Below are 21,489 nucleotides of genomic sequence, written 5' to 3' on the forward strand. Positions count from 1 at the left end.
GTTGTGGAGCGTTTCCCCCAATGCCAGGCCCTGCTACTGGCCCGGCCCCATGCCGCGGTTCAACGCAATCGCCTGGGCCACGTTCTGGCTCAACGGCAGGTTGCCGCCCACGGCGTTGCGCACCAGCTCCAGCCGCAGCTGGTTGCTGGCGATCTGGCCGTCACCAGCGAGGGCGATGCCCTGGCCGACGCTGCCATTGCGGATCCACTGCTGCACCAGCCCCTGGCCATCCACCTGCAGCAGCAGGCGTGCTTGGTTGCCTTCCAGCACGGCCGTCGCGCTGGCGCCGGCCTGCTGCGCGGTGATGTTGCCTGCGCCATCAGAGAGAACAGCCGGCACACCACCCTCGCGGACGGTCAGCGTGGTGACGTTGCGCGCGACATTGCCATCGCCGGCCACCTGCACGCTCTGCACCAGGCCGCTGGCGTTGGCAAGGCCGCTGCTGTCGATGCTGCGTCCGTGGGTATCGGGCAGCGGCGCATCGGCTGCCGTGACATGCACGCTGGGCTGGAAGCTGAGCTTCGGCGCGCCACCACCACGGAAGTCCATGCCCAGGGTCAGGCTGCCCTGCAGGGTCGTGCCGTTGCTGGCCTGCCACTGCGACACCATGGTGACCCCGAACCAGGCAACGTTGTTGCCACCCACGGTGTAGCGCCCCCGCATCAGGCTCAGCTCCGGGTCGGGGATTTCCGTGAGTCCACGCCCGGTCCTGCCGTCGGCGGCCTGCAGGGGCAGGGCAGGGGCCATCAGCAGCAGAGCCATCCATACGTGTTGACGGAACATGGTCGTACCTCCTCAGAACAGGTCGGCGTGGCTGAAGCCGAAGTCGACCAGTTCGGCATCGGTGATCGGCCCTTGCCGCGCATAGAGCGCGCGGGCACTTGGCCGTTCGCTGGGTTGCAGAAGAACGGTGTTGCGATCGAAGTCGCTGCCGATCACCACGAAGACCGCGCGAGATGGCCAGGCAGCCAGGAACTCCGGCAGCGCCAGGCTGCGGTTGCCGAGGATCGGGTCGGCCACTTCCACGATGCCGTTGCGGACCTGCTTGAGCACCACGAAATGGCGGAAGCCGCGCACATCCATCAGCACCAGTCCTGGCACGCGGAGGGTGCGCAGTCGTGTTTCATCGATGCGGTAGCCCCGGCCACGCATGCCCAGCGATTCCACGTAGCGCTTGATGTCGAGCAGGGAGAAGCCGCGCTCGGCCACCAGCGCTGGATCGGAAACCCCCATCATTCCTTGGATCACCGTCGCTTCGTCGGTCTGCAGGTGATAGGCATGGCGCAGGATGGTCGCCAACGCAGCTGCCCCGCAGCTGTAATCGGTGTGCTGGCGCACCACGTTGCGGTAGCGCCGCTCCTGCATGCTTTCGACCTTCTGCTGCAGCAGCGCGCCGTTGGGCAGCACGCCGGCGAAGTGGACCTCACCGGCCCACGCCGATGCGGTGCCCAGCAGCCACAGGCAGGCCAGCAGGCGCATCGATGGAGGGCAACGGATCATCTACGTTCTCCGGCAGCAGGGGGGAGCCCCCGTTCCAAGGGGGAGGAGGAACAGGGGCTCCCGGGGACCCGGCCATTGGCGGACGGCCGGGGTGTTGCGCTTACTCGCCGCTGCCACCACCGCCGCCGGTGCTGGGCTGGGCCACTGCCAGGGCAAGGCTGTTGGCCTGCAGGTTGCCGGTGCCGGAAGCCACGTTCACGCCGATGTTGCCGGAGGCACCGGAGAAGGCGCTGCCCGACAATGCCGAGGTGTTCGTGGCGTTGACGTTCACCCAGCGCGTGGTGCTGACCGTGCCGCTGAGGCTGGCATACAGGTCGGCCACGCCCAGTTCGACGAACTGGCTGGTGCCACTCTCACGCGTATCGAAGCCCAGGCCGCCCACCCCCGGCCGGTTGGGGTTCATCGTGGCGTTCTGGATCTGGTTGTCCAGATCGATATGGCCGGTGCTGTTGCCACCCGGGTGCGGCAGCTCGCCACTCCACGTATCCAGGTAGTAGTTGGCCATCTGGTAGGCGTTGCCGGTGCCGCGGTAGGTGCCCGCGCCATAGGCCAGTGTCAGGCCGCTGACGCCGCCACGCATGCCGACCTGCACGGTATCGGTGTAGGACTGCACGAAGCCGGCGTTGCTGACCGTGTTGCCGGTGGAGACCTGGTTGGAGCTGATGCTCGACTGGGCCACCGCCGTGGTCGCTACCGACGCCGCGAGCGCGTTCTTCTGCTCATTGTTGTTGCCCGAGGCGATGTTCACGCCGATGTTGCCGGACGCGCCGCCAAAGGCGTTGCCGCTGAGACCTGCGGCGTTGGTGACACCGGAGTTCATGGTGGCGTTGCCGAAGCCGGCCTGGTTGACGAACACCTCGGCGTCGGCCATGCCGAAGCTGAAGGACGCATCGGCCGCAGATAGTGAGGCCGCGTTGTCCTGCGCATTGTTGTCGCCGGAGACGACATTGAAGCCCAGATTGCCCGAGGCACCGGCGCCGACGCTGTCACCGATCGACGCGCTGTTGGTGACCAGGCTGTTGCTGGTGGCGTTGTTGCTGATCGACTGCCGGTTGTCGATCACGGCAATGGCCGCCGAGTCGAGGTCGATGTCGCCGGTGATGTTCGGGTCGCCGGAGAAATTGATGTCGGTGCTCAGGCGCAGGTCCTTCTCCAGGTTCACGTCGACGCCGTGGTTGTTCTTTTCCTTGCGTTCGTCGGCCTGGATGTTGCTGTGCTTCTGCACATTGACGTTGACGGTGCGGTTGCGCACGTCGTTGTCGGTGTGGTTGTGCGTGTCGTTGCGGGTCTCGCTGACGGTGTGGTTGTGGTTGATGTTCGCGTTGGCGTTCTGGTTGTCCCAGCCATTGGCCGCAGCGGCGGTCGAGGCAGTGGCAATCGCCATGGCGAGCATGGTCTTTTTGACGGTCGCTTTCATGGTGCCCTCTCTCTCATCAGGTGGTGCATCGGTTGGGTGGTTGTCACGGGCGGTCCTGCACGACCAGGCCCAGTACGTTGGCCGTGTCGTTGCCGTTGCCCGCGATCTGATTGAGTTGCAGGACCCCGTCGAATCCCCGCAGTGCGGTGCTGGCTACACCGGCGCTGCGGGTGCCCGTCGCGACGCCGCGACCGGTGTCGTCCCGCCCCCCTGCCAACGCGGAACCCTCGGCGGCCAAGGCCGTATCGTCGGTTTCGCGTATGCCCTGTCGGGCCAGCGTCGCGCTGACGACGTTGAGCGTCGTGTTGGCGATGCCGCTGGCCTGGTTGATGGATGCGATGCCACTGGCACCGGCCAGTGCGTCACCGCCAATGAACGCGGTGGCCTGCAGCGGCCCGGACAGCACGCGGTTGCCCTGCTGCAGTTGCCGGGCATTGATCGCCACGTCGGCGCGATCGCCCTTGGCGATACCCCGCAGGTTGGCCTGCACGTTGAGGTCGCCGGCGGCCTGGTTCACGGCGATGGCACCCGTCGCCCCGGCCAGTGCGTGGCCGTCGATGCCGGCCACGTCGAGATAGGCGAGCATGCCGCCGTAGTCATCGGCCCGGGTCGCCCAGGGCACGGCAGCGAGCAGCAGAAGCAAGCCGTGCAGGGCCTTCATTTTCCACCTGCCGGGGCCGTGCCCTGCAGGGGGAACTGGGCCAGTGCGCCGCGCACGGTATCGGCGATACCGCGGGTGTTGCTGCCGACCGCACCAAGCGGACCGCTCATGGCGCCCCCGAGGTCGCTGCCGACCATGCCATCACCACCGCGGCCAAGCGTGCCGCCCAGGGCCTGCTGGGTGACCCGTTCAACCGTAGTGCCGCCCGGTGTCGCGACGGACGCTGCCTGGCCGGCACCCATGCCGGCATAGTCCTCATCGCTCAACTCGTCCATGCCGTTCGTCGTGCCACCGGCGCCCAATGCGGTGGCGATCTCGCGCTGTGGCTTCGGGTCGGCAATCAGCGCCATGCCCGGAGGTGCCATGCGATAGGCCGGCCGCGCGGATACGTCCCGCAACAGGACGATTTCGCCCGGCTGTGCCTTCACGCCCTGGCGGGCGCCGGACGCGGATGCGCCCGCGCCAACCAACAGCAGGGCGGTTGCCAGTGCTGCGGCCAGGCAGCGAATCAGGGTGGTGCCGTCCATGCCGATCTCCCGCGATGGGTGCGGCGGAACCACGCATCAACCGTGCCAACCTGGAAGTGCCCACCCGCCAAGGTCGGGACCGTGCAGCACCTGACCGTGCTGCTGCCACGGTGTTACAGGCACGTCGCGGAATCGTTGGGATTTCGAAGCCCCAGGCACCGCAGGGCAAGGGCGGCGGGCAACTGTCGCATGGGTGTTACAGGTGGCGCCGCCGTCTGCAACGGTGCCGGTTCAGCCACGAATTTCTTGACGCATTGCTCATTGCGCCGCCGTTTAGGGAAGCGCTAGGATCCGCCCAACAAAGGCCGCCCCGGTGGCCGTAGAGGTCCCGGCGGGGGGCGGCACGCCGGCGATTGCCTGACAGTCCGCCGACGGTGTCCGGATGCTGGGGGAAGCATGGCAGCGGTCCCGGAGGCTTCTACATCACGTTGCGTGCTCTGGTTTGGCGAGCCGTTGGCGAACGAGCGCAGTGCGCTGGCGGCAGCAGGCTGGTATGTGCGCAGCATCCATCCCGATCCCGCCATGGCGATAGGCCTGCGTGGGCGCGATCGATTGCTCGCCGTACTCGATCTGCGCCATCTCGATGCGGCGTCGCTGCAGCTGCTGGCACCGTGGATCGAGCAGCACCAGCATCTGCCTTGGCTGGCGGTACTGCCACCGGGCGCCGGACCCACATCGCCGGCCTGGCTGCCGTTGCTGCAGCGATGCGGTGCGCGCTTCACGCTGCCGTTCGGCCTGCAGGACCTGGTCTGCGCAATGCGCCAGCAGTTCGATGCGGATGATCCGCCAGTCGATGCAACCTGCAGTGGGTACGGACCGCACGCATTGATTGGCGAAAGCGCTGCGCTGCATGCGGTGCGCACGGTGCTGCACAAGTTCGCGCCGGTGGAACTGCCGGTGCTGGTCACCGGCGAAACCGGTACAGGCAAGGAACTGGCTGCACATGCGCTGCATGCGCTGTCGGGGCGCGCCGGCAGGCCTTTCATTGCGGTGAACTGTGGTGCGATTCCGGCCAACCTGGTGCAGTCGGAGCTGTTCGGCCACGAACGTGGCTCGTTCACCGGGGCCGACAAGCGGCAGATCGGCGTGTTCGAATCCGCCCATGGCGGTACGGTGTTTCTTGATGAGGTAGGCGATCTGCCGGCAGAAGCGCAGACCAGCCTGCTGCGCGTGCTGCAGGAGGGAACCTTCGAGCGCGTGGGCAGCAGCCAGCCGCTGCGCGCGGACGTGCGGGTACTTGCCGCGACCCACGTCGAACTGGAACACGCGGTGGCGCAGGGGCGGTTCCGCAGCGATCTCTACTACCGCCTGAACGTGCTGCGCCTGCTGATGCCACCGCTGCGCGAGCGCGGTGCCGACGTGCAGCTGCTGGCCGAGCACTTCCTGCGCTGCTTCCGGTTGCGCCACAGCGTGCGTGCACGCGGCTTCGCACCGGCCGCACTGCAGGCGATGCGGCGCTTCGACTGGCCCGGCAACGTACGCGAACTACTGAACCGTGTGCAGCGTGCAGCGATCATGGCCGAGGGCGAGCTGATCAGTGAGCGTGACCTGGAGCTGGGCGCATTGGCAGCGGTCCTGCCCGCGGCGATGCTGCACGACGCGCGCGGCCAGGCCGAGCGCGATGTACTGCTGCAGACCCTGCGCCAGACCGGCTACAACGTCTCCGAGTGCGCGCGGCAGATGCAGATATCGCGGGTCACGGTGTATCGCCTGTGCCGCAAGCACCGGTTGGAACTGCCTGCACAGCGCTGATCAGCCGGCCGCCAGGTGCTTGAACAGGCGCAACGGTTTGCCCGCGACGCGCTCGATCACGCCCTTGGCTTCCAGGTCCAGCTGCACGGCCTTCAACCACCAGCCGGCGGTGGCACCTGCCGGGAACAGCGCGGCAGGCAGGTGTGGCAGCAGTGCCTGTTTCGCCTGCGCGACAGTCAGGCCGGGCGGTTGCGCGGGCAGCGCCCGCAGCAAGGCATGGCGCATGGCGAGGTACTTGGCGCGATCCACGCGCTGGATGTGCCCGGGCGTGGTGATGCTTTCGATCTCGATCCGTCCGGGCTCAGGCATGGGTATCTCCCGCGACCTCGATGCGTGGGCTGCGGAAGCCCATGGCGATCCACGCCTTCATCAACCGCGCATAGAAGCGCAGCGACCGGGTCTTCAGGTTCGGCACATCGTCAGGAAGCACAGACGCATCAGGAAGATCACTGACCATGGTCCGCATCTCCACGGCAGGTCTTGTCGATGCCGGCCACAACAGGCCATACAGGCTCAGCCAATGGCCGCCGCTGAACTCCAGGAAGAGCGGCGTATTGCAGCAGCCCGCCAGCACGCGGCGGCTGCCGCCCCTGCTGGACAATCGCAAGGCACGCAGCATGGCATGCCCGGCATCGATGCTGACGCGATCCTTGCGGTGCATTACGAAGAGCGTCTGGCCGTGCGGGCCCAGCACGGCCGGTGCTCGGGGCATCGACTGCAGCATGGCGCCGGCCTTGCGGCAGCTGTCGCAGCAGCATTCGACGGTGGCAATGGGTTGGCCCGTGGCGGTCAGGCGGACCTGGCCGCACGCGCATGCAAGCGACTGATGGGAGGGCATCTGCATTTTCTCCTGGGGCATTCATCCTCTCGACGAACCAGCGCGCTGGAAATCGACACCACCTGCCCTCAAGGTCGCGACATCTGGTAGCGGATGCGGTACAGGTCCAACCCTGCACCGTCTGCGCGCCGCGCCGAATAGGTCAAGGTGCCGGGTTGCGAGCCATCGAGCATCGCGCCGTAGCTGTCGCCGGAGGCCTCGTTCAAGGGCGAGGGCAATGCATGGCCTGCGTCATAACGGCCTCCACGCGCGTAGGCAATGAACTGGCGCACCGGTGCACTGCCGAAGTCCTGGGCGCGGGCAAACACCACCGTTCGGCCGTCGCCCAGGAAGGTGGCATCGAACTCCTGCGCTGCGGTATTGAGGTCTCCCGCCAGCGGCCGTGCCGGCTGTGCCATGCCACGGACCATCGCTGCGACGTAGAGGTCATGGCCACCCGCACCGCCTGCGCGATCGCTGGAGAACAGCAGCGTGGCTGCGTCCGGCGAGAGCATCGGCGCGAATTCATCGGCCGCGCTGTTCACTGCCGGGCCAAGATTGACCGGCTCCCCGAATCGACCGTCGCTCCCCATGCTGACCCGATACAGATCGTCGCCGCCCTGGCCGCCTGCGCGATCCGAACAGAAATACACCACGCGGCCATCGGCGGAAAAGGCGGGATCGAAGTCGCGCCCCTGCGTGTTGAACGGCACCGGCGTCGCCGGCCGCCAGCGCTGCCCATCGTTGCGGGAGACCCAGATGTCATACCCGCCCGGACCGCCGGGCCGGTTGCGGCTGAACCACAGTGCGGTTTTTCCGTCCGGGCTCAAGGTCAGTCGAATCTCGTCGTATTGCGTGGATGCAACGCCCGGGGCAAAGCGCTCGGCGGGGCCGACGATCCGCAGCACCCCTGATGGAGACGCGGGAGGCGACGCAGCAACCAGCAGCATCACGGCCAGCAGCGCCTTCATGCCTGTCGCTCAAAGTCGCTGACCCAGTTGGTTTCCCAGCTGCGCCCGCCATCGGTCGATGCCGCCTGTTCCCAGCGCGCCGAGCGCGGGGTAATGCGTGACCAGATCACCCGCGTCTGGATTGATCGACCGTCGTGCTGGTCTTCGCCGAAGAAGCGGCCGACACCGGCTTGGAAACCACCACGCAGTGGCGCGCCGATCCGGGTCGGCTCGCGGCCATCCAGCCACCAGCTCAGCCAGTGCCGCTCGGTCGCATTCCAGGCACGGATGCCCATGCCGCGCAGCGGTGCTCCAGGCACGTCCATCAGGTTGTCACCCACGTTGCCGAATCCTCCCAGGACCGGCCAGTTGTGCAGGGTGCCGTTGAACGCGTCCCACGCGTCGCTGCCTGCCAGCCGAGCGCGCAGGCGACGATGGCGCACGTTCCAATGGCCCACCAGGAAATCAAAGTCGCCCGGTGCATCCGGCAGCTTCGGAAGCGGAGAGGGGGCCGCAGCAGTGCGGCGGAACCAGTTGCGCCAGTTCACTTCCCAGTGCGCACCGGCATCGTCGGAGAACGCCTGTTCCCACCACGGCTCCTCGCCGTGGATGTCATGCCAGCGGAACCACACATCGATGGGGCGCCCGTCGATCCGGTCGGTGCCACGGAAGCTGCCGGCATCGCCCTCGAAAACGCCGCGCACGGGGGCTTCGATACGGGCAGGGTTGCGGCCATCGATCCACCAGATCGACCACATGGAAGACACCGGATCAAATGCACGCACGCCCAGGCCCCTGTAGGGGCCCGAAGGCAGCGCCATGACGTTGTCATCGATGGTGCCGAGTCCGCCCAAGGTGAGCCATACCGCGCTGGAGCCGGTGAAAGACTCCCAGCGGGTATCGCCGACCAGGCGCTCCTTCAGGCGTTGGTGCCGGACCCGCCAGTTGCCCTGCAACCATGTCCAGTCTTCGCTGTGGCTGGCCAGGGCCCACCCGGAGGGCAGGGCGGTGGACGCTGCCGCGGCGGCCAAAGTGGCCAGGAACTGCCGTCGATCCATGTGCGTGATCCCCTACCGAAGGTGCCTCCATCGTTGCGGGCACGAGGGGGGATTGACCACGCAGATATCGGGGCTCAGGCTAAGCCACACTTATGGTGATCCAACGCCAGCTGCCGTCGCTTGCCGCCATCCGTGCCTTCGAGGCGGCGGCGCGGCTGGGCAGCTTCGCGCGTGCCGCCGAAGAGCTCGACACCAGCGCGGCATCGGTGAGCTACCACGTGCGGCGGCTGGAGGCCCAGACCGGTACCTGCCTGTTCCTGCGCCATGCACAGCACGTAGAACTGACGGCGACGGGGGCCAGCGTCGCGCAGGAGGCCACCCGGGCATTCGATGCACTGCGCGCCAGCTTCATGCGCGCCGCAGACATGGATGCGGCGCGACTGCGCCTGTCTGTACTGCCCACGCTGGGCACCAGTTGGTTGACGCCGCGGCTGGGCACCTTCCGCGCCCGCCACCGGCAGCTCGTGCTGGAACTGGACCTGTCGGCAGCGCCGCAGGATCTGGCCGCCGGTCACTTCGATGCCGCCATCCGCAATGGCCAGGGCGAATGGCCAGGTCTTCAGGCAACACCGTTGTTTCCCAGCGTGTTCACTCCGTTGTGTGCGCCGGCGCTGCTGCCGGCGGCGCGTGGGCTGGGCAGCAGCGCGCTGGAGATTCCCCTGCTGGGGCGACCGGATTGGTGGGCCCTGTGGTTTGCCGCGCACGGGGACCTTCCACCGCCGGCACCGGGGAGTTTCGTCACGCCCTTTGCCGTCGAGCATCTGGATGTCGGCGCCGCGATCGCGGGGCAGGGCATCGCCATCGGTTCGCCGATCCTGTTCCAGGCCGAGCTGGATAGCGGGCGCCTGGTGCAGGCGCATCCGGGTGTCGCCAGCGACGGTCGCAGCTTCTGGTTCGTGGCACCCACGGCGCGAAGTGGCAGTGCCAAGGTCATTGCATTCCGTGACTGGCTGGTCGAGCAGGCCGCCGCGGCGCGGCGTGCGGCACGTCATTACCTGTCCCACGTGGTGATGCCATGAACCAGAGCCCCGAACTGCTGCGGCGCCTGCTGCGTGCCAAGGACCGGATGGATCGGGCCAGCCATGAGGAATGGCCTGTCGCGCGCCTGGCTGAGGTCAGTGCAGTGTCGCCGGCGCACTTCGCCCGCTCGTTCAAGCAGGCCTTCGGGCTGCCGCCGCACCGTTATCTGCTCAGCCGCCGCATCGAACGAGCGGTGGCGCTGCTGCGTGATACCGATCTGGCGGTGACCGAAATCGCCGCGCAGACCGGGTGGCGCAGCCTGGGCACCTTTGGCCGCATCTTCCGTGACATCACCGGTGACAGCCCGGGCAATGTGCGCGAGCGTGAGCGTGCAGCCCAGGCGGCGTCGGCCAGTGTGCCGGAATGCCACGCACGCGCCGCGCAGCGCCCCCGCCTGGACACATCCGTGCTGGAACAACGTCGCCGTCGCGCGCCGGCGGTGGCACTCGCCGTGGAGCGTCAGGCCGGCACGGCAGGAGCGGTACGAGGACTGCCGGCATCGGCTTCAGGGTCACTCGCGGCGAGCACACCTTCAAGACCAGAAACGTCGGTGTCCAGGAGGCAGGTCGCAAACATCAGGAAGCGGTAGGCGTCGGCAAAATTCGAACCGAGCCCAAATGAAATCCTGACCGCGCCACAATCTCCCTTGTCCAGGATCTTCTCATCGAAGGCGGTGCAGTCGAGGATCTTCCCGGTCTTGTCCAGTTCGCAGTGCTCGGCACCCGCAGTTGCATAGGTTGCCTGCTGGACAGCTCCGAGGTTGCAGAAGCATCCGTTGCGCAGGGTGATGCCGAAGCGGTCGGCGAGGTGCTTGACGCGGGCATGCGGCACGATCGAGCCATAGCAGTCGAAAAAGTTGAGCATCACCGTCGCTCCTTTTCGCTGTGCCGGCGGGCCGTACACGCGGCACAGTGGTGTGTCGCCGCGCACGGTATGGCGAAGCGCGGCAAGACGCACCTCGATCCACCGGGCCAGTGCAGTGGAGTGCAGCGCGAGGGCTTCGGCGCCGCCCATCCGTGCCACGAAGGCAAAGCCCCGGGCGATCGCCGGGAACGCGGCGTAGTTGGGTGTTCCCACCTCAAAACGTTGCCCGGCATCGCGATACAGCAGCCGCTCGGTGGGCGACCAGGGGCCTGAGTAGTAGCAGACTCCGCCACCGGCAAAGGACGGTGGCCTGAGCAGTTGCAGCGACGAGCGGCGGGCAAGCAGGCAGCCTGCGCCGGTGGGGTAGCCGAAGATCTTGTAGAACGAGGCCACCACAAAATCCGGTTGAAGGGTGCCGCAATCCAGCCGCGCCTGCGGGACCAGTGCGGCTGCATCGCACAGCACCATCGCACCGTGCGCCTGCGCGCGGGCGATCCAGGCGAGGTCATGCCGCGCGCCGGTCGCGTTGGACTGGGCGGGAAAGGCCAGCAGGTGTGGGGCGCCGTCGCCCAGCCGCTGCAGCGCACGCCGCATCAGGTCGTCGTGCAGCAGCAGATCGTCGTCCAGAGGGATGTACTTCACCGAGGCGCCCTTGGCCCTGGCGTATTCGCGCAGTCCATGCACCGACGTGTGATTGTCCTTGGTCAACAGCAGCTGCGTGCACGGTTGGAACGGAAACGATTCCGCCACAAGCCGGATCGCGCTGCTGGCGTTCGCAGTGAATATCACTTCGTACTCGTCCGGAGAGCAGTCAAAGAAGGCGTAGATGGCATCCCGCGCCTCCTGGTATGCCGCCTGCGAGGCCTTCGATCCGCTATGCGGATTTCCCAGGATTGCGTGCTTCAACGCCTGCAGGTCCTGTTCGAGCAGGCTTTCGGGTGGCAGGGTTCCGCCTACATGATCCAGATACGTGACGTGCTGCTCGTCCAGCCGTGCGTACTCCTCGTTGCGCATCTTCTCTACCGATGCGTCGGGGAAGCCGGGATACTCAGCCAGGAACTCCGCCTTGGCAGCGGTGAATGCAGCGAGCCCCTGTGCCTCCTGCACGGAGATTGCGCACTCGACGCCCGCGCTGGACGCGCGATGGGTCAGCTGCTGGCAGCGCACCAGCGGCGAGAAGTCGGGCGACGCGATGTCCACCGTCGTGCCCGCATTGGCGGGATCGGCCTGGCCGCGCAGCAACCATGCCTCCACCCGGTAGCATTGGTCAGGCACGTCCTTGCCGAACTGCGCCAGCATCAGGTCCAGGTAGTGCTCACGGGTGCGGGTGTCGCACTGGTTGAACTCTTCGAGCAGGATGCAGGCATTGAACAGGAACTCGCGCGCACCGGCTGCGTCGAGCGAGAACGACAGGGGATGCAGCCCAGCAGGCACGTCGTTGGCCCGGGACAGCCCTTCGATCGCGAAGGCGCGGGTGATCGGCGACGGGTCGGTCAGGCTCAGCGCCGCGTCCATCAACCGGGAAGGCATGCCGAAATGCAGCTGCGATTGCTGGCGGGTGAGTTCGAAGAGCTGGTTGTAGTGGAACATCGTCGCGTAGACACGCCCCCCCGGCCGCAGCACGCGCCGGAACTCCCTGGCCACGCGCGCCTTGTCGGGCGGGAACATCAGGCCGAAGCCGCAGACAATCACATCGAAGCTGTTGTCATCGAATGGAAGCTCTGCCATGTCCACGTCGGCCAACAACGGAACGTTCTGCTGGATCTCGGGGTTCAGGACACGTCGGGCCATGTCCACCGCAATCTGCGAGAGATCGCTGGCCACCAGCCGCAAGCCCCGTGGCCGCGCAAGATCCTCATACAGGCTGGCGGTGATCACCCCGGTGCCGCATGCCACTTCCAGCACGTCCTTGACCGCGAACCCTGCATCGATGTCGCTGGCGATTTCCCCGGCCAGCAGCATCCCGTAAGGCTGGAAAATGCGAGGGCTCAATATCCGCTCATAGAATTCCATGAAGGTACTGAGCGACCAGCGGCTGTCGGACACAACTTTGCATTGGCGTTGCGTTACGTCCTGCATGATGCGCTCCCTGTCGGCGTGATGGTGCCGATGAATCCCGGTCCGCGCGGTTATCGCATGCGCCCTCAGGCGCGTGCGTGATTGGCATCACATTAAGTTGACTTAATGCCGGGGCGGATTATCCGCCGTCGCGGAACTGCGTATTCATCCGCTTTTGGGGAGGGCCATGTACTTTTGATTCCTTCACGTTCGCCGTCCCAGCCATTGGCGCAGTTTTGGAGAAGCAGAACCGCCTCGTCGGGGCGTAACGTAGGCGCACTTGAGAGGAGGTGCTGCATGTCAGATATGGTGAACACGGTCGGCCTGTATGTGCGCGACCAGGATGAGGCGCTGGCGTTCTACGTCGGCAAGCTCGGTTTCGAAGTGCATACCGACGTGCGCAATGGCAGCTACCGCTGGCTGACGGTACGCAGCCCAGGCCAGGACGGTTTCCAGCTGGGCCTGTTCGTGCCGGGTCCGCCCACCCACGATGCGGCCACCGCTCTTTCGCTGCAGCAGCTGGTGGCCAAAGGCGCAATGCCGCCCCTGGTGCTGGCTGTGGATGACTGCCAGGCGCGTTACACGCAGTGGTTGGCACAGGGCGTGGAATTCACCCAGGAGCCGATCGAGCGCTTTGGCGCCGTCGACGCCGGATTCCGCGATCCATCGGGCAATGGCTGGAAGATGATCGAAGCCCGTTCCGAAGCGAGGCGCCGGCAATGAGCTGCGGTGGCTGGGCACGGCCCGTGCATCGTTGGACCTCGATCGTGTTCACCCTGGCGGTGATCGCCAACTTCGTGGTGCGCGGGCTGGGGCAGGGCGAGCCTGCGGCGTGGATCACCTATTCGCCGCTGCCGCCGTTGTTCCTGCAGCTGTTCACCGGGTTGTACCTGTTTGCGCTGCACTACAGCGGCAGGTGCCGCAGCGCCGGGCAGGGCGCTGCGGGTTGACGCCGGGTCAGGCGGCAGCGTCGGCGGTGTAGGCCGCCAGCAGTGCGGGAAGATCTTCCATGCGCTGGAAGATCACCTGGGCACCGGCCGCGCGCAGAGCCTCGGGCGTGCTGTGGTGCGGGCCGCCCTCGCTGAAGCCGAACACGGTGGCACCTGCGGCCACACCGGCGGTCGCACCGGTCACGGTGTCTTCAATGACCGCGCAGCGCTTCGGATCCACACCCAGCGCGGCAGCGGCCGCTAGGTAGACGTCCGGGTGCGGCTTGGTGTTCGGCATGTCCTGGCCGCTGTAGACGTGGTCGCCGAAGGCATCGAGGATGCCGACCTTGCCCAGCTGCAGTTTCACCTTTAGCAGATCGGCGCCGGAGGCGCAGGCGATCCGCCCACCGGTGGCCGCAGCGATCGCACGCACGGCCTCGGGTGCCCCCTGGATCGCTTCCAGCTCACGTTCCAGTGCCCGGTTGCGCTGCTGGCGGAACTCTTCAAGCCACGCCTCGGTGAACGGCTTGCCGGTGCGTTCTTCGATCAGTCCGGCCAAGTGGGCAACGGATTGGCCAAGGAAGACTTTACCCGCCTGTGCCGGAGTCAATGGCCAGCCACGTTCGGTCAGCATCTCGGAGAGGACGCGGGCCACCAGCGGCTCGGAATCAACCAATACGCCGTCGCAGTCGAACAGCACGGCATCGAAGGGAAAACGGGACATCTACAGCTCCAGGGGGCAATGCGGTGGTGCAATTGCCCGTCATTTTCCCACAGCCATCCTTGGGTGGCACCCGGGCAGGGTGCCACCCATTCCCGGCAGGCCGGTCAGCCCAGGTCACACCCCGCCGGCTGCGGCCAGGTGCTGGCCGGCAGCATGTTCTTCAGCGAGGCCGGTGCGTTGATCGCGACGTAGCTCGCACCCAGCAGCTCCTCCAGATCGGCGATGGTCACCAGGTAGCTGTCGAGGCTGCCGAGATTGGCTTCGTTGGGAATGATCCAGCTGATCGCCTTGGCCGTGCCGGTGTTCGGGTCACGGGTGATGATGGTCTTCCAGAAGAACTCCGGTGTCGGGATGCCGTGGCTGGAAAGGAAGTAGTCGTTGGAGGCGTCGCCGTAGACCACGCCACCGTAGACATCCACCGGCGCTATGTCGCGGTAGCACTCGGCCACGTTCTCTGCCTTCACCCAGATGCCCTGGTTGAAGCTGGACACCTGCGGAACGATGTTGGTCATGTAGTTGGCGCGGCGGATGTAGGTCGCGTTGTAGTCCATGTGATTGGACGTGACGAGATGGCCACGGTCGTAGCCGGACTTGATGCTGGCGTAGGAGGCGGTGCTGGTCTGGCCGAGGCAGCCTGCCGGCAGGTCCGGATCCTTGTAGAAGCTGGACGGGCGCGCGGCCGAGCCGGTGTCGGCGGTGAGCGTGTACTCGTAGCGGGTGGCGCTGTGGATGCTGCAGTCGTAGGTGAGCACGAAGCCGCCCTTGTTGAGGGTGACGACCTGGGCCTGGGCAGCGCCAGCGAAGGCACTGAGGACGAACGCGAAGAAGAGGCTTGCAAGGCGCATTGCGGTTCTCCAGCAGAAGTTCAGGGCGCAGCCGTCCGCCACGACCGGGCCGAGGCGAGGTCATGGGGGACGTTGCGGAGACGGGTGCTACGGATTGCGGTGAGACGTGACCGCGATGACAGGGCCGTGGAGGCCGTGCGGTGTCGTAAGCGTCACAAGCTGTCGTCTTTCGGTCAACGATGAAAAGACGAAGCTGTGACAGCGCGCAAGCACTGGAGATGTGTCAAATGGAGCAGGACGTGGCTGAAACGCTCGCGTGCTAGAGCATCGCGATGCCTGCGGGTGTTGTCAGGGGGTCGCCTTCAACACGTAATCGCCGTTGCGTGTTCCCGGCACCAGCAACCATCCTGGTTTCAGACTCAGCGACCACCCTGGACCCTGTAGCGGCGGGTCGGCAGTTGCGGGTGCCTGCACGAACACGGCCTTCCAGTCGCTCTGCATCAACGCTCCGTCGGTGACGTCCAGGCTGCCCCAGGTGTCGGTCAGCCGCATCGTTGGATATACCGTGCCACGGCCCGGCAACGACTGCATCGTGTTGGGATTGAACTGGATGCGCATGCTGCGCAGATCCAGCCGCACGACCGGGCCTGTCACGAAGCGCGCACGGTTGTGTTCCAGCTGCGCAATGCGCTGCCGTTCGCGCAGCATTTCGGCTTCGCGCAGTGCCCGTCCGCCGTAGCGCGCAGCAGCGGCCCGCAGCTCGGTCGCGCCCCGCTGCATCGGGGTCCGGGTCACTTCGGCCAGATGCGTGCCGAGGTCCCGGGCGGGGTGGGCGAGATGGTTGCGCCAGCCGGGGGCCGCCTGGTCCAACAGCAGGCCATAGGCCGGACCGGTGGCATAGGCGAAAGAGCGGACGAAACTGCGATCGGCAACGTGCGCGCGAAGGTCATGCAGCGCCGCCTGGATACGTGTGGAGCGCGTTGGGTTGCCGACGAACACGCCGGTGTACTCGGCCAGGCCCTCGTTCAATTCCAGCGCCGCTTCTTCCTGCGCTGCCGCAGGGAACTGGCGGTGGCGCTCGGCGCGGAATGCGAGTGCGTCGTTCACCGCAGTGTGCTGCGCCATTGCATCGGTGGCCGTGAGCGCATCCGCAAGCGCGCGCCATTCCAGCTGCAGCCAGTAGCGTCCTTCAAGTGTGTCGAGGTGCTCGTTGCCGCCTTCGGTCGGCGCGGTGATGGGCAACGCCGGTTGCAACCGATGGAACATTTCGTGAGCCAGCAGCGTACTGCGCCTGGACACGTCCTGCGGCAATGGCCAGAGCAGTTGCGTCCAGCGTATGCCGGACCATTCCACGGCGGTGTTGGCAACGATCGCATCGGGCGGAAGCTGGCCCACGAACACCTCGCCACGCCCCTTCAACGCGCCGTGTACATCCGCATGCGAGGCGGTGACCTGGCGGCTCTTCGGATCGACCAGCATCATCGGCCCGCACAGGGATTGCCCCCACAGCTGGCCGCCATCGACCTGGCACAGGTGCTGTGCTTCGATGAAGATTCCGCGCGCGTCGGCGTCTGCGATCGGTGATTCAGCGGACCATGCCGGTCCTGCTGCACAGGCAACACCGGCAATCAGTGCAGTGCGGAAAATATCCATGGCATCCGTGCGTTGATGGGCGCAGGCAGTCATAGCACTGGACACCGTTGCCCTTCAACGACGGGCAACGAACGCGTTGCCGCTTCGGCGGCCGGGGCCATGGCTACGCCATGCAGGCGCGCATCCATACTTTCGCGTACTGATCTCTGTCTTGCCGCTGTCACGAAAAACTGTGCGCCGCGTCAAATTTTGAGGTAGTGTCGATTCTGCTGCCGGGGCGCAGCGGGGTGCAAGGCGTCGGGGACTACGCGCCGCACCCGCAATTGAAGCACCAGACATCACAGCGCCGGCGTTGACGCCGGCGTGCATCTCGGGCTTTCAATGAAAAGGGGGTATTCGATGCGCAATGCATGGATCAAACGAAGCAAATGGGTTGCACTGACCCTGGTGGCGGGTGCCGCACTGGCCGCCGCTGCCGTGGGCATACGCAGTACCGGTGCCCAGTCAAAGACCGGCAATCCCTCGGTGGACGCGCGCGCCGGCAATCCGTCCGGGCCTGCGGCACGCGGTCCGGGCAGCGGCTTCGCCGAGCTCTCCAACCGCTATATCGTGGTCTACCGCGAGGAGCCGCTGGCCACCTACAAGGGCGACATCCAGGGCCTCGCGGCACCGGAACGCATGCGCCCATCCGCCAGCGCCGCGCGTGCAGCGGCAGCCACCGGCAATGCGCCGACACCGCGCATCGCTGTAAAGGGGGCACGCTCGCAGGACTATGTGCGCTTCCTCGCTGACCGCCAGGTACAGCACGAGGCCCGCATCAATGCAGCATTGGGTCGCAGCGTAAAGGTCGAACGGCGCATGCAGCATGCGATCAACGCATCGGTGCTGCAGATGAATCCGCAGGAAGCGGAGCGCGTGCGCGCACTTCCCGATGTGCAGCTGGTTGAAGAGTACAGGGAGTATGAGCAGGACACCGACGTCGGACCGGGGTTGATCGGCGCACCTGCGCTGTGGAACGGCACACCTGCGCCGTTCCGTGGCGAAGGTGTGGTGGTCGGCGTCATCGACTCGGGCATCAACTTCGGCAGCCCGGCCTTCACCGCCCGCGCCGAAGATGGTTACGAGCACGTCAATCCGCTGGGCGCCGGCAACTACCTCGGTACCTGCGCGCCGGGCGGCATCGACGAAGGTCGCTGCAACAGCAAGCTGATCGGCGGCTACGACTTCGTCTGCGGTGCGCCGGGCAACCAGTGTGGCGTTGCGGACGTACGCGAGGAGCCTGGATTTGGTGACACCAACGGTCATGGCAGCCATACCGCTTCCACCGCCGCCGGCAACCCGCACACTGCGTCCTACCGTGGCAACCAGATCCACATTTCCGGTGTTGCGCCGCGCGCCAACATCATCGCCTACGACGCCTGCTACACCGAGGTCTCCACCGGGCGCGGCTTCTGCCCGAACACCTCGACGCTGGCAGCGGTCAACCAGGCCCTCGCCGATGGCGTGGTCGACGTCATCAATTACTCCATTGCCGGTGGCACCGCGCCGTGGGGAGAGGCGGTCTCGCTGGCGTTCCTCAACGCATCCGATGCCGGCATCTACGTGGCCACTTCGGCCGGCAACTCCGGCCCAGGTCCGAACACGATGGGCCATCTGGAACCCTGGACCGGCAGCACTGCGGCGGCCACGCATGGCCGCGGCGACATCGTGCTGTTCGCTGCGGTCAGCGGCCCCGGCAGCGTGCCGCCGGCGCTCACTGCCATCCTGCTGACCGAAGGCTCGGGTGGCGTGCCGTTCGCAACGCCGATTCCTGCAACCACGCCGCTGCGTGTCAGTGCAGGCATCGACAGTGCCAACGATGGGTGCGCGCCGTTCCTGGCCAATACCTTCCAGGGCGCCGTTGCGGTGATCCGCCGTGGCTCGTGCAACTTCAGCGACAAGGTCAACAACGCCGCTGCAGCGGGTGCGATCGCCGTGCTGATCGGCAACAACCAGCCGGCCCCCATCCTGCCCAACGTGGCCGGGGCGACCATTCCCGCCTTCGCCATCGACCAGTCGGACGCCAATGCACTGCGGACCTTTGCGTCGAGCGTTGGCAACAACGCAACCGCCGGCATTGCCTATCCGGCCAGCAAGATCAGCAATACGCCGGATGTGCTGGGCGACTTCAGTTCGCGCGGCCCGGCCGGGATCTTTGATCTGGTCAAGCCGGACGTGACCGCCCCGGGTGTGCGTGTGCTGGCCGTGATCGCAGGCAATGAGGTGACCGGCTCGGAGAACGCCGTCGGCCTGATGGACGGCACCTCGATGGCATCACCACATCACGCCGGTGCCGCCGCGCTCCTGCGCCAGGCGCGTCCTGACTGGACCGTGCAGGAGACACGCTCGGCGTTGATGATGACCGCGCGGCAGGAGGTGCTGAAGGAAGATGGCGTCACACCGGCCGACGCATTCGCGATGGGCGCTGGACGCATCCAGGTGGACCAGGCACTGCGCGCAGGGCTGGTGCTCAACGAGACCAAGACCAACTTCCTGGCCGCCAATCCAGCCAATGGGGGTGAAGTGTCGTCGCTCAACATCGCCAGCCTCGGCAAGCGCAGCTGCGCGGACAGCTGCAGCTTCACCCGCGTGTTCCGCAATGTGCTGCCGACCCGGCAGACGTGGACGGCGAAGGTGCAGGGCCTGACCGCGGTTGTCTCGCCATCGGTGTTTACCCTGGCGCCGGGTGAAAGCAAGTCGGTGCGGGTCATCGTCACCACCGGTTCGGTACCGAACGATGGCAGCTGGCGCTTTGCCAGGCTCACCCTCTCACCGCAGGGCGGTGATACCAGCCAGCCGCTGCTGCGCCTGCCGATCGCCGTGTCGGTGCCGCCGCCGCAGATCGCCGCCACGCCGCCGACGAACTCGCTGACCCTGCCGGCCGGTGGCAGTGGAACGGTGAACCTGCAGATCGCCAATACCGGCGGCTCACCGCTGGAATGGCAGATCGACAATTCCGGAGTGGGCACCCGCACGCTGGTAGCGCAGGCGCCAAACAACGCCAATGGCCGTCGCTCGACGCGCTTCACCGATGCGGCGACAGTGGGTGCACGTGCACAGCTTGGTGCCGATGACTTCACTCTGGGCGAGGCCACCGGCATTACCCGCATCGTCGCTGACGGCTTCGTCAACGGTGGCTCGCTGGCAACTTCGACCAACATCAACTGGTCAATCTACCGGGATGTTGGCGGCAATCCGGAGGGCAATCCGGAATCGAGCCCGCAGCTGGCGCTGTGGAGCTACACCTCCACCGTCAGCGGTCCGGGCGTAAGAACGTCGGCCACGCTGGCCACCATCAACCTTGACCTGGCCGCTGCAGGCCAGAACGTGAACCTGCCGGCAGGCCGCTACTGGCTGGTGGTCTCGGTGCGCGCGCCGCTGGCTACCAGCTGGTTCTGGTTCAACGCCACCAGCGGCGACAGCGTGTACCGCAGCGCGATCATCAATCCCGATGGCAGCGGTGCCTGGTCCGCCACCGCCGGCGCGCCTGGGTTGGCCTATGGGCTGGGCGGAAGCAATGCGTGCGGCGCCGGCTGGATCGGCACACCGACCCGTGCCCTGGGCCGCATCTCCGCAGGCGGCAGCCAGAGCACGCAGGTGCAGATCAATGCCAGCGGCCTCGCGCCGGGCAGCTATTCGGGCTTCGTCTGTGTCGGCAGCAATGACCCGAGCACGCCGAAGACTGCTGTCCGTGTCGCCTTGACCGTAACGCCGTAAGGCGCCTGCAGCATCCCGGCCGCCCCTGTGCAGGGGCGGCCGGTTTCCCACCGTTTCCGGCGCTTGCCGGGAACCCTTCCTGATGGACCTCGGGGGTACCGTGAAGACGATGCACAAGCACATCCTTGCCGTGGCACTGGCCATGGCAACCGCACCGGCGTGGGCCGGTGATACCTGCCAGCTGGACGATGGCTTCGGCGGCGTGTCCAACGGTGGCGCCAGCGCCGGTGGTGCCGCCTCGCTGGCGTGCGGCAGTGGTGCCGATGCCAGCGGTGATCTATCGGCGGCCGTCGGAACCGGCGCCAGTGCCAGCGGCACCGGCAGTACGGCGATCGGCGCAGCCAGCAGCGCCTCCGGCGACCAGAGCGCAGCCGTGGGCGTGGGTGCTTCCGCCTCCGGCGCCAACAGTGCGGCGATCGGCGACAGCGCCACCGCCAGTGGTGACTTCAGCAGTGCCAGTGGCTCGGGCAGCTCCGCAACGGGCTCGTTCTCCACCGCGTCAGGCGCTGGCAGCAACGCCACGGGCGAAAACAGCACCGCGCTCGGCAGCTTGTCCGAAGCCAGTGGCAACAACAGCAGTGCCGTGGGCAATGGTGCCATCGCTTCTGCAAACGACAGCGTTGCACTGGGCAATGGCTCCGTCGCCGACCGTGCCAACTCGGTATCGGTAGGCAGCGCCGGCAACGAACGCCAGTTGACCAACGTGGCCGCCGCCACGCAGGGCACCGATGCGGTGAACCTCAATCAGATGAATACCGCCAACGCCAATACGCTGACTTCGGCCAACAGCTATGCCGATGCGCGGGCCACGGCGACCATCAACTCCGTCAACGCCTACACCGACGCGAGCAGCGCCGCGGCAGTGACGACCTCAAAGGCCTATACCGATGCCAGTAGCGCCGCGGCAGTGACGACCTCAAAGGCCTATACCGATGCCAGTAGCGCAACCACGCTCTCCTCGGCCAACTCCTATACCGATACGAAGTCCGCACAGGCGGTGACGACGGCCAATGCCTACACCGACCAGCGCCTGGCGCAGTTCGCGCTGGACAACAACGGGCTGAAGCAGGAGATGGAA

18 protein-coding genes and 3 pseudogenes are annotated in these 21,489 nt (G+C 66.6%); 7 read left to right on the forward strand and 14 right to left on the reverse strand.

Annotated features, from left to right (window positions below; genetic code table 11):
• Positions 1-33 precede the first annotated feature (33 nt).
• The 5 genes from AC5P8D_RS03805 to AC5P8D_RS03825 form a co-directional block, all read right to left on the reverse strand.
• Positions 34-783, reverse strand: a complete 750-nt coding sequence (locus AC5P8D_RS03805) for a hypothetical protein (protein WP_126561197.1) — start codon at positions 781-783, stop codon at positions 34-36.
• Between the two features lie 12 nt (positions 784-795).
• Positions 796-1,500: a C39 family peptidase gene (locus AC5P8D_RS03810; RefSeq protein ID WP_495203088.1), complete on the reverse strand. Its 705-nt coding sequence runs from the start codon at positions 1,498-1,500 to the stop codon at positions 796-798.
• Between the two features lie 100 nt (positions 1,501-1,600).
• Positions 1,601-2,917, reverse strand: a complete 1,317-nt coding sequence (locus AC5P8D_RS03815; RefSeq protein WP_049455170.1) for a FapB/FapC family functional amyloid domain-containing protein — start codon at positions 2,915-2,917, stop codon at positions 1,601-1,603.
• A 43-nt stretch (positions 2,918-2,960) separates the two neighbouring features.
• A complete protein-coding gene (locus AC5P8D_RS03820; protein ID WP_126561198.1) occupies positions 2,961-3,578 on the reverse strand; it encodes a FapB/FapC family functional amyloid domain-containing protein in 618 nt (205 codons plus the stop codon).
• Positions 3,575-4,105, reverse strand: coding sequence for a FapA family amyloid fibril periplasmic chaperone (locus AC5P8D_RS03825; protein ID WP_495203089.1), 531 nt, complete (start codon positions 4,103-4,105; stop codon positions 3,575-3,577). The genes AC5P8D_RS03820 and AC5P8D_RS03825 overlap by 4 nt, the downstream gene beginning before the upstream one ends.
• A gap of 396 nt (positions 4,106-4,501) precedes the next feature.
• Here AC5P8D_RS03825 and AC5P8D_RS03830 point away from each other — a divergent pair, with 396 nt between their 5' ends.
• On the forward strand, positions 4,502-5,857 hold the full coding sequence (locus AC5P8D_RS03830; protein ID WP_125436907.1) for a sigma-54 dependent transcriptional regulator: 1,356 nt from the start codon (positions 4,502-4,504) through the stop codon (positions 5,855-5,857).
• On the opposite strand, the gene AC5P8D_RS03835 is transcribed toward AC5P8D_RS03830, so the two are convergent.
• From AC5P8D_RS03835 to AC5P8D_RS03855, 5 genes and pseudogenes are all read right to left on the reverse strand, one after another.
• Positions 5,858-6,166, reverse strand: coding sequence for a DUF6958 family protein (locus AC5P8D_RS03835; RefSeq protein WP_019337410.1), 309 nt, complete (start codon positions 6,164-6,166; stop codon positions 5,858-5,860).
• The gene (locus tag AC5P8D_RS03840; RefSeq protein ID WP_253900875.1) at positions 6,159-6,569 is read right to left on the reverse strand and encodes a hypothetical protein; all 411 of its coding nucleotides are present in this window, start codon (positions 6,567-6,569) and stop codon (positions 6,159-6,161) included. The genes AC5P8D_RS03835 and AC5P8D_RS03840 overlap by 8 nt, the downstream gene beginning before the upstream one ends.
• Positions 6,570-6,593: 24 nt before the next feature.
• Positions 6,594-6,716, reverse strand: a pseudogene (locus AC5P8D_RS03845) (GFA family protein); the annotation flags it as partial.
• 47 nt (positions 6,717-6,763) lie between these two features.
• A complete protein-coding gene (locus AC5P8D_RS03850; protein ID WP_495203090.1) occupies positions 6,764-7,645 on the reverse strand; it encodes a TolB family protein in 882 nt (293 codons plus the stop codon).
• A complete protein-coding gene (locus tag AC5P8D_RS03855; RefSeq protein WP_197597255.1) occupies positions 7,642-8,682 on the reverse strand; it encodes a hypothetical protein in 1,041 nt (346 codons plus the stop codon). Before AC5P8D_RS03855 ends, AC5P8D_RS03850 begins: the two co-directional genes overlap by 4 nt.
• 92 nt (positions 8,683-8,774) lie before the next feature.
• On the opposite strand from AC5P8D_RS03855, the gene AC5P8D_RS03860 reads away from it, so the two are divergent.
• On the forward strand, positions 8,775-9,701 hold the full coding sequence (locus tag AC5P8D_RS03860) for a LysR substrate-binding domain-containing protein (RefSeq protein ID WP_495203091.1): 927 nt from the start codon (positions 8,775-8,777) through the stop codon (positions 9,699-9,701).
• A pseudogene (locus tag AC5P8D_RS03865) lies at positions 9,698-10,141 on the forward strand (helix-turn-helix domain-containing protein); the annotation flags it as partial. The gene AC5P8D_RS03860 and the pseudogene AC5P8D_RS03865, both read left to right, overlap by 4 nt.
• Positions 10,142-10,161: 20 nt before the next feature.
• Here AC5P8D_RS03865 and AC5P8D_RS03870 read toward each other — a convergent pair.
• Positions 10,162-12,645: an aminotransferase class V-fold PLP-dependent enzyme gene (locus AC5P8D_RS03870; protein WP_235651772.1), complete on the reverse strand. Its 2,484-nt coding sequence runs from the start codon at positions 12,643-12,645 to the stop codon at positions 10,162-10,164.
• A 276-nt stretch (positions 12,646-12,921) separates the two neighbouring features.
• On the opposite strand from AC5P8D_RS03870, the gene AC5P8D_RS03875 reads away from it, so the two are divergent.
• Positions 12,922-13,347: a VOC family protein gene (locus tag AC5P8D_RS03875; RefSeq protein ID WP_019659769.1), complete on the forward strand. Its 426-nt coding sequence runs from the start codon at positions 12,922-12,924 to the stop codon at positions 13,345-13,347.
• Positions 13,344-13,574: a hypothetical protein gene (locus tag AC5P8D_RS03880; RefSeq protein ID WP_019659768.1), complete on the forward strand. Its 231-nt coding sequence runs from the start codon at positions 13,344-13,346 to the stop codon at positions 13,572-13,574. Before AC5P8D_RS03875 ends, AC5P8D_RS03880 begins: the two co-directional genes overlap by 4 nt.
• Before the next feature lie 7 nt (positions 13,575-13,581).
• On the opposite strand, the gene AC5P8D_RS03885 is transcribed toward AC5P8D_RS03880, so the two are convergent.
• The 3 genes from AC5P8D_RS03885 to AC5P8D_RS03895 form a co-directional block, all read right to left on the reverse strand.
• A complete protein-coding gene (locus tag AC5P8D_RS03885; protein WP_495203092.1) occupies positions 13,582-14,277 on the reverse strand; it encodes an HAD family hydrolase in 696 nt (231 codons plus the stop codon).
• Between the two features lie 104 nt (positions 14,278-14,381).
• Complete coding sequence (locus AC5P8D_RS03890) at positions 14,382-15,122, reverse strand: DNA/RNA non-specific endonuclease (RefSeq protein ID WP_019337401.1); 741 nt, start codon at positions 15,120-15,122, stop codon at positions 14,382-14,384.
• Between the two features lie 288 nt (positions 15,123-15,410).
• Positions 15,411-16,715, reverse strand: coding sequence for a hypothetical protein (locus AC5P8D_RS03895; RefSeq protein WP_126561203.1), 1,305 nt, complete (start codon positions 16,713-16,715; stop codon positions 15,411-15,413).
• Positions 16,716-17,054: 339 nt separating this feature from the next.
• Between AC5P8D_RS03895 and AC5P8D_RS03900 the strand changes: the two genes are divergently transcribed.
• Both AC5P8D_RS03900 and AC5P8D_RS03905 read left to right on the forward strand, forming a co-directional pair.
• Positions 17,055-20,411: a S8 family serine peptidase gene (locus AC5P8D_RS03900; protein WP_043395984.1), complete on the forward strand. Its 3,357-nt coding sequence runs from the start codon at positions 17,055-17,057 to the stop codon at positions 20,409-20,411.
• Between the two features lie 142 nt (positions 20,412-20,553).
• Positions 20,554-21,213 (forward strand): annotated as a pseudogene (locus AC5P8D_RS03905) (YadA family autotransporter adhesin); the annotation flags it as partial.
• Between the last annotated feature and the right edge of the window lie 276 nt (positions 21,214-21,489).

The organism is Stenotrophomonas sp. YJH_SMC_101-4 (assembly GCF_059370395.1).

Bases quoted from the DNA above. Each gene is read 5' to 3' on its own strand.
- AC5P8D_RS03830 (WP_125436907.1), top strand. From the start codon at position 4,502: ATGGCAGCGGTCCCGGAGGCTTCTACATCACGTTGCGTGCTCTGGTTT.
- AC5P8D_RS03810 (WP_495203088.1), bottom strand. From the start codon at position 1,500: ATGATCCGTTGCCCTCCATCGATGCGCCTGCTGGCCTGCCTGTGGCTG.
- AC5P8D_RS03855 (WP_197597255.1), bottom strand. From the start codon at position 8,682: ATGGATCGACGGCAGTTCCTGGCCACTTTGGCCGCCGCGGCAGCGTCC.
- AC5P8D_RS03820 (WP_126561198.1), bottom strand. From the start codon at position 3,578: ATGAAGGCCCTGCACGGCTTGCTTCTGCTGCTCGCTGCCGTGCCCTGG.
- AC5P8D_RS03825 (WP_495203089.1), bottom strand. From the start codon at position 4,105: ATGGACGGCACCACCCTGATTCGCTGCCTGGCCGCAGCACTGGCAACC.
- AC5P8D_RS03900 (WP_043395984.1), top strand. From the start codon at position 17,055: ATGCGCAATGCATGGATCAAACGAAGCAAATGGGTTGCACTGACCCTG.
- AC5P8D_RS03805 (WP_126561197.1), bottom strand. From the start codon at position 783: ATGTTCCGTCAACACGTATGGATGGCTCTGCTGCTGATGGCCCCTGCC.
- AC5P8D_RS03895 (WP_126561203.1), bottom strand. From the start codon at position 16,715: ATGGATATTTTCCGCACTGCACTGATTGCCGGTGTTGCCTGTGCAGCA.
- AC5P8D_RS03860 (WP_495203091.1), top strand. From the start codon at position 8,775: ATGGTGATCCAACGCCAGCTGCCGTCGCTTGCCGCCATCCGTGCCTTC.
- AC5P8D_RS03870 (WP_235651772.1), bottom strand. From the start codon at position 12,645: ATGCAGGACGTAACGCAACGCCAATGCAAAGTTGTGTCCGACAGCCGC.
- AC5P8D_RS03890 (WP_019337401.1), bottom strand. From the start codon at position 15,122: ATGCGCCTTGCAAGCCTCTTCTTCGCGTTCGTCCTCAGTGCCTTCGCT.
- AC5P8D_RS03850 (WP_495203090.1), bottom strand. From the start codon at position 7,645: ATGAAGGCGCTGCTGGCCGTGATGCTGCTGGTTGCTGCGTCGCCTCCC.
- AC5P8D_RS03835 (WP_019337410.1), bottom strand. From the start codon at position 6,166: ATGCCTGAGCCCGGACGGATCGAGATCGAAAGCATCACCACGCCCGGG.
- AC5P8D_RS03885 (WP_495203092.1), bottom strand. From the start codon at position 14,277: ATGTCCCGTTTTCCCTTCGATGCCGTGCTGTTCGACTGCGACGGCGTA.
- AC5P8D_RS03840 (WP_253900875.1), bottom strand. From the start codon at position 6,569: ATGCCCCGAGCACCGGCCGTGCTGGGCCCGCACGGCCAGACGCTCTTC.
- AC5P8D_RS03815 (WP_049455170.1), bottom strand. From the start codon at position 2,917: ATGAAAGCGACCGTCAAAAAGACCATGCTCGCCATGGCGATTGCCACT.
- AC5P8D_RS03880 (WP_019659768.1), top strand. From the start codon at position 13,344: ATGAGCTGCGGTGGCTGGGCACGGCCCGTGCATCGTTGGACCTCGATC.
- AC5P8D_RS03875 (WP_019659769.1), top strand. From the start codon at position 12,922: ATGTCAGATATGGTGAACACGGTCGGCCTGTATGTGCGCGACCAGGAT.